Annotated in this window: 10 protein-coding genes; 5 read left to right on the top strand and 5 right to left on the bottom strand. The window is 72.1% G+C overall.

Annotation, left to right across the window (positions count from 1 at the left end):
- Window positions 1-233: 233 nt before the first annotated feature.
- The 4 genes from ACFV0Q_RS26005 (at window position 234) to ACFV0Q_RS25990 (ending at window position 7,251) form a co-directional block, all read left to right on the top strand.
- Entirely contained in the window at window positions 234-719 is a 486-nt protein-coding gene (locus ACFV0Q_RS26005) for an Rv3235 family protein (protein WP_385008771.1), read from the top strand.
- A 31-nt stretch (window positions 720-750) separates the two neighbouring features.
- On the top strand, window positions 751-1,251 hold the full coding sequence (locus ACFV0Q_RS26000) for a DUF6912 family protein (RefSeq protein ID WP_385008770.1): 501 nt from the start codon (window positions 751-753) through the stop codon (window positions 1,249-1,251).
- Window positions 1,248-1,916: an HAD family hydrolase gene (locus tag ACFV0Q_RS25995; protein ID WP_385008769.1), complete on the top strand. Its 669-nt coding sequence runs from the start codon at window positions 1,248-1,250 to the stop codon at window positions 1,914-1,916. Before ACFV0Q_RS26000 ends, ACFV0Q_RS25995 begins: the two co-directional genes overlap by 4 nt.
- A 367-nt stretch (window positions 1,917-2,283) precedes the next feature.
- Window positions 2,284-7,251, top strand: a complete 4,968-nt coding sequence (locus ACFV0Q_RS25990; RefSeq protein ID WP_385008768.1) for an NAD-glutamate dehydrogenase — start codon at window positions 2,284-2,286, stop codon at window positions 7,249-7,251.
- A gap of 90 nt (window positions 7,252-7,341) precedes the next feature.
- Here the strand turns inward: ACFV0Q_RS25990 and ACFV0Q_RS25985 are convergent, their stop codons facing one another.
- On the bottom strand, window positions 7,342-8,154 hold the full coding sequence (locus ACFV0Q_RS25985; protein WP_385008772.1) for an ABC transporter ATP-binding protein: 813 nt from the start codon (window positions 8,152-8,154) through the stop codon (window positions 7,342-7,344).
- Between the two features lie 19 nt (window positions 8,155-8,173).
- Window positions 8,174-9,073: an ABC transporter permease gene (locus ACFV0Q_RS25980; RefSeq protein WP_385008767.1), complete on the bottom strand. Its 900-nt coding sequence runs from the start codon at window positions 9,071-9,073 to the stop codon at window positions 8,174-8,176.
- Between the two features lie 136 nt (window positions 9,074-9,209).
- On the opposite strand from ACFV0Q_RS25980, the gene ACFV0Q_RS25975 reads away from it, so the two are divergent.
- On the top strand, window positions 9,210-9,824 hold the full coding sequence (locus ACFV0Q_RS25975) for a TetR/AcrR family transcriptional regulator (protein WP_385008766.1): 615 nt from the start codon (window positions 9,210-9,212) through the stop codon (window positions 9,822-9,824).
- A 126-nt stretch (window positions 9,825-9,950) separates the two neighbouring features.
- Here ACFV0Q_RS25975 and ACFV0Q_RS25970 read toward each other — a convergent pair whose 3' ends face one another.
- From ACFV0Q_RS25970 to ACFV0Q_RS25960, 3 genes are all read right to left on the bottom strand, one after another.
- On the bottom strand, window positions 9,951-12,212 hold the full coding sequence (locus ACFV0Q_RS25970; protein WP_385008765.1) for a CDP-glycerol glycerophosphotransferase family protein: 2,262 nt from the start codon (window positions 12,210-12,212) through the stop codon (window positions 9,951-9,953).
- 125 nt (window positions 12,213-12,337) lie between these two features.
- The gene (locus ACFV0Q_RS25965) at window positions 12,338-13,246 is read right to left on the bottom strand and encodes a carbohydrate ABC transporter permease (protein WP_385008764.1); all 909 of its coding nucleotides are present in this window, start codon (window positions 13,244-13,246) and stop codon (window positions 12,338-12,340) included.
- Window positions 13,243-14,494 (bottom strand): carbohydrate ABC transporter permease (locus ACFV0Q_RS25960; RefSeq protein WP_385008763.1); only part of this gene is annotated, 1,252 nt, incomplete at its 5' end. The genes ACFV0Q_RS25960 and ACFV0Q_RS25965, both read right to left, overlap by 4 nt.

Genomic DNA, 14,494 nt, shown 5'->3' with positions numbered 1-14,494 from the left:
GTTGGTGGGGGGAGTGGGGGCGTCTGCGCGGGGGGCTGGTGGAGGGGGTGGGGCGTCTCCGCGCGGGGTGGTGGGTGGGGGTTCGAGGGTGGGGGATGGGGGGTGGTCACTCGGATAGGTGGTGGGGGTGGGGGGTGGTGGGGGTGATTGCGGAGGGTGGTGGGGCTGCGTAGAAAAAGCACACCGAGTTACCGCCCGGGCATCGCCGGGCCCGGCCTGTACGGGGGAACGCCATGGACACCACCACCCGCACGACGATCGGCGGCGAGGGCAGCCGCAGCCGGGCCGGGGGTGGCGCCCGGACCCGTCCCGCCGGGCGGCGTGACACCAGGCGGCCGGCGGGTACCCCGCGCGCGGTGCGCCGGCCCGGGCCGCACGACTGGTTCGCGCAGCGCCTCCTGGCGGTGCTCAGCGGCCAGCGGCCGGTCCACTCGCTGCTGGGCCTCACCGTCGGCCCGGCGTACGAGCAGCTGGCCTCCCTGGCCCCCACAGGGCCCTCCCGGGGCCGCTCGAGCCCGGTCCTGCGCCACTGCGGCCGCTTCCACCCCGGCCCCGGGGTCATCGAGGCCTTCGCCCGCATCGCCACCGGCGACCGCGTCTCGGCGATGGCCTTCCGCCTGGAGCAGGGCGCCGACCTCCGCTGGCGCTGCGCGGCGATCGAGATCCGCGGCCCCCGCACCCGGGGGGATTCGGCGGAAGGGGTGGCGGTCGTATCCTGAGGGCGTTTCCGACTACCGAAAGCAGCCGGCCATGCGCGTGTACGTCCCCCTGACCCTCCCCGGGCTCGCCGAGGTGCACAAGGCGGGCGAGCTGGGTCCCGCCCCGCTCCGCGCCTACGCCGTGACCCCCGGGCTGCGGGAGTGGTACGTCTCGGAAGACATCGAGGAGCTGGAGTACGCCGCCCTCGGCCGGGCCGCCGCCGCCTCCCTGCGGATGCTCGCCGGGGACGCGGACGCCCCGCGCCGCCGGGTCGTCGTCGCCCTCGACGTCGACGACAAGGCCGCCACCGCCACCCCCGGGCTCGACGAGGCCGCCCTCGGCCAGGTCGCCCTCGCCGCCGCCGTACGGCTCACCGTGGCCGCCGCCGTGCACGTCGACGCCGACGACGCCGAGGAGGACGTCGCCGCGGCCGCCGCCGCGCTGGAGGCCGCCGACGGCGGGGACGACGACGCGCGGTTCACCGTGGACGGCGCCGAGGACCACGAGCTGCTCTGGTTCGGTGTCCAGGAGATCCCGGGACTGCTGAAATGACCGGCCCCGGCACCCACATAGTCTGGGACTGGAACGGCACCCTCCTCCACGACATCGACGCCGTGATGGAGGCGACCAACGCCTCCTTCGCCGAGCTGGGCTTCGCCCCGATCACCCTGGAGACGTACCGCGAGCTGTACGTCGTACCGGTGCCCAAGTTCTACGAACGCCTCATGGGCCGGCTGCCCACGGACGCGGAATGGCTCGTCATGGACGAGACCTTCCACCGCTACTACTGGGCCGCCGCCGACACCGCCGGGCTCGCCGAGGGCGCGCGGGAGCTGCTGAGCGGCTGGCAGGCCGACGGACTCACCCAGTCCCTGCTCTCCCTCGCCCCCCACGACAAGCTCGTGCCGCTGGTGCGCACGCACGGCATCGACCGGCACTTCCTGCGCGTCGACGGCCGCACCGGGCCCTCCCACACCACCAAGGCGGGGCACCTCGTACGCCATATGGCCGCCATGGAGTCCGCCGGAGTGACGGCCGGACGGACGGTCCTCATCGGCGACGCCGTCGACGACGCGCTCGCCGCCGCCCACGTGGGCGCCCGCGCCGTGCTGTACACGGGCGGCTCGCACAGCCGCAGCAGTCTGGAATCGGCCGGTGTCCCCGTCGTGGACACGCTGGCCGAAGCCGTAGCCGCAGCTCGCGAGCTGGCCGGATAACCACGCCCGGCACGGCCGGACGACCCCGTCGCTGGCCAGAGTGTCCAGGTTTCCCCCCGGGATTTGTACAGATGCTGTCAATGACGACCGGGGGGTGGGGCGAGATAGCCTGGACCCGTGATCAGCGCGATAGTCATCGGGGGCACGGACGCCCCCGGCCCGCGCCCGGCGCACATCCGTGCCCGGGCCCTCGCTGGTCCCCGCCGCCGGGACGTCCTGCAGATCATGGCCGAATCCCTCCCGGTCGGCTCTTCCGACGCCATAGCGTCGGCAACCCATTCGGACGCACCCACCGCCCCAGGGCGGCGCTGCGTCCATCCTTCCTTCACCTACGTCACGCAATGGCGCGCGACAGGAGCCAGAGGACATGCAGACCAAGCTGGACGAAGCAAAGGCCGAGCTGCTCGCGCGGGCGGCACGGGTAGCTGAGAACAGCCCGGCCGGGGGGCTACTTCCGACTGGGTCCGAGCACGGGGAGCGTCCCGAACACGGCACGACGCTCGCCTACCTCCAGCGCTACTACCTGCACACCGCCCCCGAGGACCTCGCCGACCGGGACCCGGTCGACGTGTTCGGCGGGGCGCTCTCCCACTACCGGCTCGCCGAGAACCGCCCGCAGGGCACGGCGAACGTCCGTGTGCACACCCCCACGGTCGAGGAGAACGGCTGGACCTCCAGCCACTCGGTCGTCGAGGTCGTCACCGACGACATGCCGTTCCTCGTCGACTCCGTCACCAACGAGCTGTCCCGCCAGGGCCGCGGCATCCACGTCGTGATCCACCCGCAGGTCGTCGTGCGCCGTGACCTCACCGGCAAGCTGATCGAGATCCTCGGCCCCGACTGCGACGCCCACGGTCCGCGGACCGCGCGCCCCCACGATTCGCTCGTCGAGTCCTGGATCCACGTCGAGATCGACCGCGAGACCGACAAGGCCGACCTCAAGCAGATCACCGTCGACCTGCTGCGCGTCCTGTCCGACGTCCGCGAGTCCGTCGAGGACTGGGAGAAGATGCGCGACGCCGCGCTGCGCATCGCCGACGAGCTCCCGAACGAGCCCACCGCGCCCGACCTGCGCGAGTACGAGCTCGAAGAGGCCCGCGAGCTGCTGCGCTGGCTCGCCGACGACCACTTCACCTTCCTCGGCTACCGCGAGTACAACCTCGTCGACGGCGACGCCCTGGCCGCCGTGCCCGGCACCGGCCTCGGCATCCTGCGCTCCGACCCGCTGCACAGCGGCAAGGAGGACGGCCACCCGGTGTCGCCGTCCTTCAACCGGCTGCCCGCCGACGCCCGCGCCAAGGCCCGCGAGCACCGCCTGCTGGTGCTGACCAAGGCCAACAGCCGCTCCACGGTCCACCGCCCCTCGTACCTCGACTACGTCGGCGTGAAGAAGTTCGACGCCGACGGCAACGTGGTCGGCGAGCGCCGCTTCCTCGGCCTGTTCTCCTCCGCCGCGTACACCGAGTCCGTGCGCCGCGTCCCGGTGATCCGCCGCAAGGTCACCGAGGTCCTCGACGGCGCCGGCTTCTCGCCGTCCAGCCACGACGGCCGCGACCTGCTCCAGATCCTGGAGACCTACCCGCGCGACGAGCTGTTCCAGACCCCGGTCGACCAGCTCCGGGGCATCGTCACCTCCGTCCTGTACCTCCAGGAGCGCCGCCGGCTGCGGCTGTACCTGCGCCAGGACGAGTACGGCCGCTACTACTCCGCGCTCGTCTACCTGCCGCGCGACCGCTACACCACCGGCGTCCGGCTGCGCCTGATCGACATCCTGAAGGAGGAGCTCGACGGCATCAGCGTCGACTTCACCGCCTGGAACACCGAGTCGATCCTCTCCCGCATCCACTTCGTCGTCCGCGTCCCGCAGGGCACCGAGCTGCCCGCGCTGACCGACGCCGACGTCGAGCGCATCGAGGGCCGCCTCGTCGACGCGGCCCGCTCCTGGGCCGACGGCTTCGGCGAGGCCCTCACCGCCGAGCTGGGCGAGGAGCGCGCCGCCGAACTGCTGCGCAAGTACGGCACCTCGTTCCCCGAGGGCTACAAGGCCGACCACTCGCCGCGCGCGGCCGTCGCCGACCTGTGCCACCTGGAGCGGCTCTCCGCCAGCGAGCGCGAGTTCGCGCTGTCCCTGTACGAGCCGGTCGGCGCGGGCCCCGGCGAGCGCCGGTTCAAGATCTACCGGACCGGTGAGCAGGTCTCCCTGTCCGCCGTCCTGCCGGTCCTCCAGCGCCTGGGCGTCGAGGTCACCGACGAGCGCCCGTACGAGCTGCGCCGCACCGACCGGGTCAGCGCCTGGATCTACGACTTCGGTCTGCGGATGCCGCTCTCCGCGGGCAACGGCGACTCCTACCTCGGCGACGACGCCCGCGAGCGCTTCCAGGAGGCCTTCGCGGCCGTCTGGACCGGCGACGCCGAGAACGACAACTTCAACACCCTCGTCCTCGGCGCCGGGCTGACCTGGCGGCAGGCCGTCGTCCTGCGCGCGTACGCCAAGTACCTGCGCCAGGCCGGCTCCACCTTCAGCCAGGACTACATGGAGGACACCCTCCGCAACAACGTCCACACCACCCGGCTGCTGGTCTCGCTGTTCGAGGCCCGGATGTCGCCCGGCCGCCAGGCCGCCGGCACCGAGCTCATCGACGCCATGCTGGAGGAGCTGGACGGGGCCCTGGACCAGGTCGCCTCGCTCGACGAGGACCGCATCCTGCGCGCCTTCCTCACCCTCATCAAGGCGACGCTGCGCACGAACTTCTTCCAGCTCAACGCCGCGGGCGAGCAGCACGCGTACGTGTCGATGAAGTTCGACCCGCAGGCCATCCCGGACCTGCCGGCGCCGCGCCCCGCCTACGAGATCTGGGTGTACTCGCCGCGCGTCGAGGGCGTCCACCTGCGCTTCGGCAAGGTCGCCCGAGGCGGCCTGCGCTGGTCCGACCGCCGTGAGGACTTCCGTACGGAGGTCCTCGGCCTGGTCAAGGCGCAGATGGTCAAGAACACCGTCATCGTGCCGGTCGGCGCCAAGGGCGGCTTCGTCGCGAAGAACCTGCCCGACCCGGCGGTGGACCGCGACGCGTGGCTCGCCGAGGGCATCGCCTCGTACAAGATCTTCATCTCGGCGCTGCTCGACATCACCGACAACATGGTCGCCGGCGAGGTCGTGCCCCCCAAGGGCGTCGTCCGCCACGACGAGGACGACACCTACCTCGTCGTCGCCGCCGACAAGGGCACCGCCACCTTCTCCGACATCGCCAACGGCGTCGCGGAGTCCTACGGCTTCTGGCTGGGCGACGCCTTCGCCTCCGGCGGCTCGGCCGGCTACGACCACAAGGGCATGGGCATCACCGCCCGCGGCGCCTGGGAGTCCGTCAAGCGGCACTTCCGCGAGCTGGGCCACGACACCCAGACCGAGGACTTCACGGTCGTCGGCGTCGGCGACATGTCCGGCGACGTCTTCGGCAACGGCATGCTGCTCTCCGAGCACATCCGCCTGGTCGCGGCCTTCGACCACCGGCACATCTTCATCGACCCGGAGCCGGACGCGGCCACCTCCTACGCGGAGCGCCGCCGCCTCTTCGACCTGCCGCGCTCCTCCTGGGCCGACTACGACACCGCGCTGCTGTCGGCGGGCGGCGGCGTCCACCCGCGCACCGCCAAGGCCATCCCGCTCAACGCGCAGGTCCGCGCGGCCCTCGGCATCGAGGCGGGCGTCACCAAGATGACCCCCGCCGAGCTGATGCAGACCATCCTCCAGGCCCCCGTGGACCTGCTGTGGAACGGCGGCATCGGCACGTACGTCAAGGCCACCGCGGAGACCCACGCCGACGTCGGCGACAAGGCCAACGACGCCATCCGCGTCAACGGCTCCGACGTCCGCGCCAAGGTCATCGGCGAGGGCGGCAACCTGGGTCTGACCCAGCTCGGCCGCATCGAGTTCGCCCGCACCGGCGCCGGCGGCGAGGGCGGCAAGGTCAACACCGACGCCATCGACAACAGCGCGGGCGTGGACACCTCCGACCACGAGGTGAACATCAAGATCCTGCTGAACGCGGTGGTCTCGGACGGCGACATGACCGTCAAGCAGCGCAACAAGCTGCTCGCCGAGATGACCGACGAGGTGGGCCGCCTCGTCCTGCGCAACAACTACGCGCAGAACGTCGCGCTCGCCAACGGCGCCGCCCAGGCCCCGAGCCTGCTCCACGCCCAGCAGCGCTTCATGCGCCGCCTGGAGCGTGCCGGAAAGCTCGACCGCCAGCTGGAGTTCCTGCCCGCCGACCGGCAGATCCGCGAGCTGCTCAGCAACGGCAAGGGCCTGACCCAGCCGGAGCTGGCCGTCCTGTTCGCCTACACCAAGATCACGGTGGCGGACGAGCTCATCGCGACCGAGCTGCCGGACGACCCGTACCTGCGCCGTCTGCTGCACGCGTACTTCCCGGGCGCCCTGCTCGCGAAGTTCCCCGAGCAGATCGACGCGCACGCGCTGCGCCGGGAGATCACCACCACGCTGCTGGTCAACGACACCGTCAACACCGGTGGTTCGACCTTCCTGCACCGCCTGCGGGAGGAGACCGGGGCCTCCACGGAGGAGATCGTGCGGGCGCAGCTCGCGGCCCGCGAGATCTTCGGCCTGGCCGAGGTGTGGGACGCGGTCGAAGCCCTCGACAACAAGGTCGCCGCAGACGTCCAGACCCGGGTGCGGCTGCACTCGCGGCGCCTGGTGGAGCGCGGTACGCGCTGGCTGCTCAACAACCGGCCGCAGCCGCTCCAGATCACCGAGACCATCGACGTGTTCAGCGAGCGGGTGCGGCAGGTCTGGGCCGAGCTGCCGAAGCTGGTGCGCGGCGCGGACCTGGACTGGTACCAGTCGATCCTGGACGAGCTGACCGGCGAAGGCGTGCCGGAGGAGCTCGCGGCGAAGGTGGCCGGGTTCTCTTCGGCCTTCCCGACGCTGGACATCGTCGCCATCTCGGACCGGACGGGCGTGGACCCGCTGGCCGTCGCCGAGGTGTACTACGACCTCGCCGACCGGCTGAACATCACGCAGCTGATGGACCGGATCATCGAGCTGCCGCGGGCCGACCGCTGGCAGTCGATGGCCCGCGCGTCCATCCGCGAGGACCTGTTCGCGGCGCACGGCGCGCTGACCGCCGACGTGCTGGCGGTGGGCGACGGGGACGCGACTCCCGAGGAGCGGTTCAAGCTCTGGGAGGAGAAGAACGCGGCGATCATCAGCCGGGCCCGGACGACCCTGGACGAGATCCGGGGCTCGGACGACTTCGACCTGGCGAACCTGTCGGTGGCGATGCGGACGATGCGTTCGCTGCTGCGGGTGCACGGCTAGGAGCAGCGGGACGTACGGGACGGGCCCGGGACCATGGTGGTCCCGGGCCCGTCCCGTTTTTTGCCCGTGTGCGGCGCCGATGCCCGCCGGTCAGCGGCGGGTGAAGGCCTCGTAGGCGTCGCAGACCTCCTTGGAGGGGCCGTCCATGCGCAGGACGCCCGACTCCAGCCAGATCGCCCGGTCGCAGGTCTCGCGGACCGTGCCGATGCCGTGGCTGACCAGGAAGACGGTGCCGGCGTGGGCGCGGAGTTCCTCGATGCGGGCCTGGCTGCGGCGCTGGAAGGCGGCGTCGCCGGTGGCGAGGGCCTCGTCGATCATCAGGACGTCGTGGTCCTTGGCGGCGGCGATGGAGAACCGCAGCCGGGCGCCCATGCCGGAGGAGTAGGTGCGCATGGGCAGGGAGATGAAATCGCCCTTCTCGTTGATGCCGGAGAAGTCGACGATGTCCTGGTAGCGCTCGCGGACCTGCCGGCGGGTCATGCCCATCGCGAGCCCGCCGAGGACCACGTTGCGTTCGCCGGTGAGGTCGTTCATCAGGGCCGCGTTCACGCCCAGCAGGGACGGCTGGCCGTGCGAGTAGACCGCCCCGGAGGCCACGGGCTGGAGGCCGGCGATGGCCTTGAGGAGGGTGGACTTGCCCGAGCCGTTGGAGCCGATGAGGCCGATCGCCTCGCCCTTGTACGCGGTGAAGCTGACGCCCTTGACGGCGTGCACCTCGCGGATCCCGGGGGCCGGCTCGCGGGAGAAGATCCGGCTGAGGGCGGCGGTGGCGCCGCCCTTGCGGGTGCCGGAGCCGTGCACCTTGTAGATGACGTGGACCTCGTCGGCGATGACGGTGGGGACACGGGTGTCGGGGGTGCGGGTGGTGGGCGTCGCGGTGCGGGTCGGGGTGTCGGGGGTCAGGGTGTCGGGGGTCAAGGTGTCAGCCACGGCCGTACTCCTCCTCTGCCTTCCAGAAGTAGACGAACCCGCCGACGCCGGCGAGCAGGGCCCAGCCGATGGCGATCGGCCAGACGTGGTGGGGCAGCGACGAGGCCTTGAAGCTGTCGATCAGCGCGAAGCGCATGAGGTCGATGTAGACGGCCGCCGGGTTGGTCTTGAGCACCATGGACACCCAGTACGGCAGGTGGTCCGTCTTCAGCACGGAGTCGATGGACCACATCACCCCCGAGGCGTACATCCAGGTGCGGAGCACGAAGGGCATCAGCTGGCTGACGTCCGGGCTCTTGCTGCCGATGCGGGCCATGACCATGGCGCAGCCCGCGCAGAAGACGGCCATCAGGAAGAGCGCCGGGAGGGCGATCAGCCAGGCCGGTCCGGGGGTCTGGCCGAAGGCCAGGAGCAGGATGACGAGCGCGCCCATGGTGACGAGCAGCTGCTGGAAGAGCTGCACGACGGTCGAGAGGGGCAGGCTGGCGCGCGGGAAGTGCAGGGCGCGGACCAGGCCGAGGTTGCCGTGGACGGCGCGGGTGCCGGCGTTGATGGAGCTGCCGATGAAGTCCCAGACGAAGACGCCGGTGATCAGGAACGGCACGTAGTCGGGGACGCCGTGGCTGGCGCGCATCACGGTGCCGAAGATGAAGTAGTAGACGGCCGCGTTGAGCAGCGGGGTGATCAGGTGCCAGACCTGCCCGAGCTTCGCCGTGCTGTACGTGGCGTGCATGCGGGCGGTGGCGTACGCCGTCACGAAGTGGCGGCGGTCCCAGAGCTGCGCGAGGTAGCGGGGCAGGGAGGGGCGGGCACCGCTGATGGTCAGGCCGTGGGCCGCCGCCAGCTCTGCGGGGGTCGGCGGTGCGGTGCCGGTGGTCACTGTCACGGTCACGGGGGTCGCTTTCGACGGGGTCGGGGCGTCGGCTGGCGATAAGACGGGTCCGTATCGTCGCTACGGTGAGGTTAGGGCGTCCCGGCGTCGGAACGCAACCGTATCGTCGTGACGGGGTCGCCGCTATGCTCTGTGCATGACCACCGAGCCTGCCGCCGCCCCTGCCCGCCGCGCCCCCGCCGGGGCCGCCGTCCTGCGCGAGGACGTGACGGAGGCGATCCGGGCGGCGGTGGTCGAGGAACTGGCGGCGGTGGGCTTCGCCCGGATGTCCATCGAGGGCATCGCCCGGCGCGCCGGGGTCGGCAAGACCGCCGTCTACCGGCGCTGGAAGTCGAAGCTGCACCTGGTGCTGGACCTGGTGGGTGCCTTCGCCGCCGACGGGCTGCCGGTGCCGGCGACGGGGTCGCTGTACGGGGACGTACGGGCCCTGCTGGAGGTCATGTCACACGTGCTGCGGCACCCGGTGGCCTCGGCGGTGATCCCCGACCTCCTGGTGGAGGCCGCGCGGAACCCGGAGATCGCGGACGCGGTACGGGGGGCGCTGCTCGACGGGCAGCGGAGGCTCGCCGAGGGGATCGTGGCGGAGGCCGTCGGGCGGGGGGAGCTGCCGGAGACGGCGTGTCCGGAGCGGGCGTTGGATCTGGCGATCGGGCCGTTGTACTGGCGGCAGGTGGTCGTACGGGACGCCGTGCCGGCGGGGTATCTGGACGAGCTGGCGCGGGCCGTCGTGGCGGGGCTCAGGGTCGGGTGATCCTGGGGGCTCCGCCCCCGGACCCCCGCGCCTCAAACTCCCCCAGCTACCGCTGGGAGGTGCCCCCTGGCGGGGCTGTTTTCGGCTGGCGATGGCTGGATTCGTTCCGGGCGAGGACTCGATGCGTCAGAACGCGAACCGGTGGGTCAACGTCGGTTCCGGGGTCTGGGACGGGGCCGGAGGGGTGGGGTGGCGGTCTTCCAGGGGCGTGATCGCCGGGAGGGGGGCGGACTCGCCGAGGAAGACGCGGCGGACGACCCGTTCGGCGGCGTGGCCGTCGTCGAAGGAGCAGAACCGGGCCCGGAACGCGGACCGCAGCTGCGCCGAGCGTGAGCCCTGCCAGTGGCCGGTGGCGAAGATGTCCACCAGCTCGTCCTCCGTGCGGGCGACCGCGCCCGGCGGACACGCCCGGAGGTCGAAGTACGTGCCGCGGGCGGCCTCGTACGCCTCCCAGTCGTCCGCGTGGATCACGATCGGCCGGTCCAGCGCCGCGTAGTCGAACATCAGCGACGAATAGTCGGTGACGAGCGCGTCCGAGGCCAGGCAGAGCTCCTCGACCGACGGGTACGCGGAGACGTCGATCAGCCGGGGGTGCGGGTCCCACGGCCGGTCGGTGCCCGCGTACGTCAGGTGGGTGCGCGTCAGCAGGGTGAAGCGCGGGCCCAGGTCCCGCAGGACCCGCTCGAAGTCGAGGTGCTCGGGCCGGCTGCGGCGGTAGTCGCGGTGCGTGGGGGCGTACAGGACCGCGGTGGAACCCGCCGGGATGCCCAGGCGTTCGCGCAGTTCCAGTACGTCGGACTGGGTGGCCCGGTGGAAGGCGTCGTTGCGCGGGTAGCCGTATTCGAGGGTGGTGTACGAGGACGGCACGGCCCGCTCCCAGACCAGGGTGGAGTGCCGGTTCGCGGAGAGCAGGTAGTCCCACTGGTCGGCGCCGCGCAGCAGGCCCGCGAAGTCCGTGGTCGGGGTGGCCGCCGGGCGGTCCTGGAGGTCGAGGCCGACCCGCTTGAGCGGGGTGCCGTGCTGGGTCTGCAGCAGGATCTGGCCCGGGCGCTTGACCAGGGCGCGGTCGAAGTTGACGTTCGTGGTGAGGTACGTGGCCCGGGCGAGGGCGGTCCAGTACGCGGCCGAGCCCGGTCGCAGGGCGGCCGTTTCGGCCGGGAGGGTCGCGGCGTGCCGCGGGTCGCAGATCCACGCCGTGCGCATCCTCGGGGCCAGTTCCCGCAGCTTCGCCTCGATCGCCGCCGGGTTGCAGGCGTAGCCGCCGTGCCAGTACGCGGAGAAGACGGCCAGCTCCGGGCGCAGCGGCAGCAGCCGCTGGATCCGGTAGTGCAGCCGCAGGGCGCTCTCGCGCAGCCCCCGCCCCAGGGACCCGGCCGCGCCGCCCGCCGCCAGGGACGCCGAGCGCAGCGCCGACAGCAGCCGGTAGGTGCGCCGGACGCCGAGCCGCATCAGGGTGTGCCGCAGCCGGTCGGTGCGCGACAGGGACAGCGGCAGGGACCCGCTGCCCGCGCCCGGGGCCCGGTAGCGGCGCAGCAGGGCCGAGGCCCGGGCGAAGAACTCGGCGCGGGCGCCGCGCGGGAGGCGGCGCGGGTCGGCGTACAGGGCGCAGAAGTGCTCGGCCATCCGCCGGTGCACGGCGGGCCGCCAGCGCTCCAGCTCGGGGCGGGTGGCGAGGTAGCCGAAGACCCGCTCGTACTGGTCGAAGATGTCGAGGTGGCGGCGGCTGGAGGTGGTCAGGATCGAGCCGCTGCGGCGCTGGCGGTAGTGGACGCAGACCCGGTCGAGGACGGCCACGGACTCGGCGGCCAGCAGCGCCGGATAGGTCCAGGGGGTGTCCTCGTAGAGGCCGGGCGGGAATGCGAGGCCCTCGCGTTCCACGTACTCGCGGCGGTACGCCTTGTTCCACACCACCATCAGCATGCCGAGCAGCGCCGGGCGGTCCGCGAGCCGGAAGCTGGCCGGGCCCTCCTCGGAGAGCCGGTGCGAGAGCCGGTTGCGCACCAGTTCGCCGGTCCAGAAGGTGCGGGCGTAGTCGTAGACGAGGACGTCGGGGGAGCCGGTGGCCTTGAGGCGGTCCGTGACGGCCTGGAGCGCGCCGGGCGCCAGGGTGTCGTCGCCGTCGAGGAAGACCAGGTAGTCGCCCGTGGCCCGGGCCAGGCCCGCGTTGCGGGCCGGGCCCAGACCGAGGTTGTGCGCCAGGTGCACCGCGGTGACCCGGGCGTCGCGCGCCGCGTACTCGTCGATGATCGAACCGCAGGCGTCCGGTGACGCGTCGTCCACCGCGATCAGTTCCAGATCCGGGTACGACTGGGACAGGACCGAATCCAGACTCTCCTGGAGGTACGCCTGAACCTTGTACGCGGGCACGATGACGCTGAACCGGGGCACGGCACATCCAGGGGTCGGCGCGGGCATATGGCCCAGGAACCGCGCGCGCGGCGATCGGGTTACGCACCGTGCGGCATTCGGGTTACACAGCGTCAACGCCGCACGTCAACCCCGTGATCGCGCCGCTACTTGACGGCTCCGGCCATCACCCCCGTCACGAACTGCCGCTGGAACGCGAAGAAGACGACGAGCGGCACCACCATCGACAGGAACGCCCCGGGAGCCAGCACGTCGATGTTGTTCCCGAACTGCCGTACCTGCTGCTGCAGCGCGACCGTGACCGGCGGGTGCGCCGAGTCGGCGAAGACCAGCGCGACCAGCATGTCGTTCCACACCCACAGGAACTGGAAGATGCCGAGCGAGGCGATCGCCGGACCGCCCAGCGGGAGCACCACCCGTGCGAACAGGCGCAGTTCGCCGGCCCCGTCCAGGCGGGCCGCCTCCAGCAGTTCGCGCGGGATCTCCGCGAAGAAGTTCCGCAGCAGGAACACCGCGAAGGGCAGTCCGAAGGCGGTGTGGAAGAGGACCACGCCCGCCGTGGTCTCGAACAGCCCGATGGAGCCGAAGAGTTTGGACACCGGGATCAGCGCGACCTGTACGGGGACCACCAGCAGCCCCACCACGACCAGGAACAGCCAGTCCCGGCCCGGGAACTCCAGCCAGGCGAAGGCGTATCCGGCGAGCGAGCCCAGCACGAGCACGAGCAGCGTCGCCGGGACGGCGATGGCCACCGTGTTCAGCAGCGAGCCGGTGATGGTGTCGTTGGCCAGCAGCCGGGAGTAGTTCTCCGCCGTCAGCTTCGAGGGCTCGGTCAGCACCCGCCACCAGCCGCCGTCGTTCAGGTCGGTGGGGGAGAGGAACGAGGAGATCAGCAGGCCGAGGGTGGGCAGCAGCCAGAACAGCGCCGCCAGGACGAGGAACACGCGCAGGGCGCCGGACGCGGCGCGGGCCGCGAGCCGCCCGCCGGCGGGCGGCTTCGCCGGGGTCACCGGGCGCGCGGCGGCCGCCGGCGTGACCGGGGTCGTCGAGGTCATCGGGGCCCCTCCTTCCGCAGCCTACGGATGTTCACCAGCATCACCGGCACCACCAGGACCAGCAGCAGCACCGCGATGGCGCTGCCCAGCCCCTGATCGGCGTCCGTCCCGAACGAGGTCCGGTACAGCTGGAGCGCGAGCACGTTCGCGTCGTCCTGGACCGCGCCCGGCGCGATCACGAAGACCAGGTCGAAGATCTTCATGACGTTGATGACGAGGGTCACCAGGACCACCGCCAGCAGTGGCGCCAGCAGCGGGACGGTGATCCGCCGGAACACCTGCCACTCGCTCGCCCCGTCCACCCGCGCCGCCTCCAGCAGCTCCCGCGGTACGGCGGCCAGCCCGGCCCCGATCAGCACCATCGCGAACCCGGCCCACATCCACACGTACGCCCCGATCACCGCCGGGGTCACCAGCGCGGGGCCGAGCCACTCCACCCCCGCGTACGCCGCCCGGAAGTTGGACCCCGGCAGCCGCAGCCGCGCCCCGTCGGCCGCCGCCGGCAGGGTGAAGGTGCCGTCCGCGCGGGCCGTCGCCGAGGCCACCACCCTGCCGTCGCGCACCGCCTCCACCCGCATCCCGGAGAACCCCTGCTCGGTCGCGTCGACCGTGTTCGGGCGGCCGCCCCCGCCCCGGGTGAAGTCCTGCCAGACGGTGCCGGTGACCTTCCCCGGATCCGCCGCGGCCGCCCCCGCCCTGCGGGTCCCCTCCGGCAGGTCCTCCGGCGCCACCCCGACCAGCGGCAGCAGCACGGGCACGCCCGCCCGTACCGGATCGCGCGTCACGAAGGCACCCTCCGGGGCGGGCTCCAGCGGGGAGTCCCGGCCCGGGCGGGCCTTCGGGAACGCCGAGGACGGGGCGAAGGTGTCGTGCACCCCCACCCACACCGCGTTGGCCACGCCCCGGTGCGGGTCGTGGTCGTAGACGAGCCGGAAGATGATGCCCGCCGCCAGCATCGAGATCGCCATCGGCATGAACACCAGCAGCTTGAACGCCGTTCCCCAGCGCACCCGTTCGGTCAGCACCGCGAAGATCAGACCGAGGGCGGTGGCCGTCGTCGGGGCCAGCACCACCCACAGCGCCGTATTGCGCAGGGCGGTACGGATCGTCGGATCGGTGAGGATCTCCCGGTAGTTGTCCGCCCCGACGAACACGTCCCCCGAGCGGTCGAAGAGGCTGCGGTAGAGGGAGTAGCCGATGGGCTGCACGACGAGCGCGCCCAGCAGCACCAGCGCGGGCAGCAGGAAC

The organism is Streptomyces sp. NPDC059564 (genome assembly GCF_042735575.1).
GTDB lineage: Bacteria > Actinomycetota > Actinomycetes > Streptomycetales > Streptomycetaceae > Streptomyces.
The sequence above is the reverse complement of the archived record's forward strand: the minus strand, read 5'-3'. Positions and strand labels throughout refer to the sequence as shown.

Coding starts and splice junctions, on each gene's coding strand:
- ACFV0Q_RS25975 (WP_385008766.1), top strand. CDS start 9,210: ATGACCACCGAGCCTGCCGCCGCCCCTGCCCGCCGCGCCCCCGCCGGG.
- ACFV0Q_RS25995 (WP_385008769.1), top strand. CDS start 1,248: ATGACCGGCCCCGGCACCCACATAGTCTGGGACTGGAACGGCACCCTC.
- ACFV0Q_RS25965 (WP_385008764.1), bottom strand. CDS start 13,246: ATGACCTCGACGACCCCGGTCACGCCGGCGGCCGCCGCGCGCCCGGTG.
- ACFV0Q_RS26005 (WP_385008771.1), top strand. CDS start 234: ATGGACACCACCACCCGCACGACGATCGGCGGCGAGGGCAGCCGCAGC.
- ACFV0Q_RS25990 (WP_385008768.1), top strand. CDS start 2,284: ATGCAGACCAAGCTGGACGAAGCAAAGGCCGAGCTGCTCGCGCGGGCG.
- ACFV0Q_RS26000 (WP_385008770.1), top strand. CDS start 751: ATGCGCGTGTACGTCCCCCTGACCCTCCCCGGGCTCGCCGAGGTGCAC.